Origin of the sequence: Aquincola tertiaricarbonis, from assembly GCF_000969605.1 — a bacterium.
GTDB classification, from domain to species: Bacteria; Pseudomonadota; Gammaproteobacteria; order Burkholderiales; family Burkholderiaceae_C; genus Aquincola; species Aquincola tertiaricarbonis.
Window position 1 is genome coordinate 1 of sequence record NZ_JZUE01000096.1, and the last position, 330, is coordinate 330.

At 67.6% G+C, this 330-nt stretch carries 1 protein-coding gene; it reads right to left on the minus strand.

The window, feature by feature from the left end:
• A partial coding sequence (flhD, locus tag VO99_RS27575) for a flagellar transcriptional regulator FlhD (protein WP_046116178.1) occupies positions 1–317 on the minus strand: 317 nt, incomplete at its 3' end.
• Positions 318–330 lie beyond the last annotated feature (13 nt).

The following is a 330-nucleotide window of genomic DNA, read 5'->3' on the forward strand; positions in this document are numbered from 1 at the left end:
GCTTCCTGGTGGCGGCCGGCCATCAGGATGGAGGCGTGCAGGCGGTTGACCGCGTCGTTGGCCGAGGCCTTGCCGTGGCTGGTGAGCAGGTTCCACACGAGCTCGTCGTCCATGCGGAAGCGGCACAGCAGCGTGTTGCCCGAGGCGATCTTCATGATCTGCGCGGCCGACAGCGTGCCGATCAGCGTGGCCGTGTCCTCGCTGATGCCCAGGCGGTACAGGGCCTGCTCGCGGTCGGCGCGGATCAGGCTCTGGGCCAGCATCAGGTAGCTGAGGTTGGCTTCACGGATTTCGGCGAGGATCTGGTCGGCGGTCATGTCGGGCTCCTGG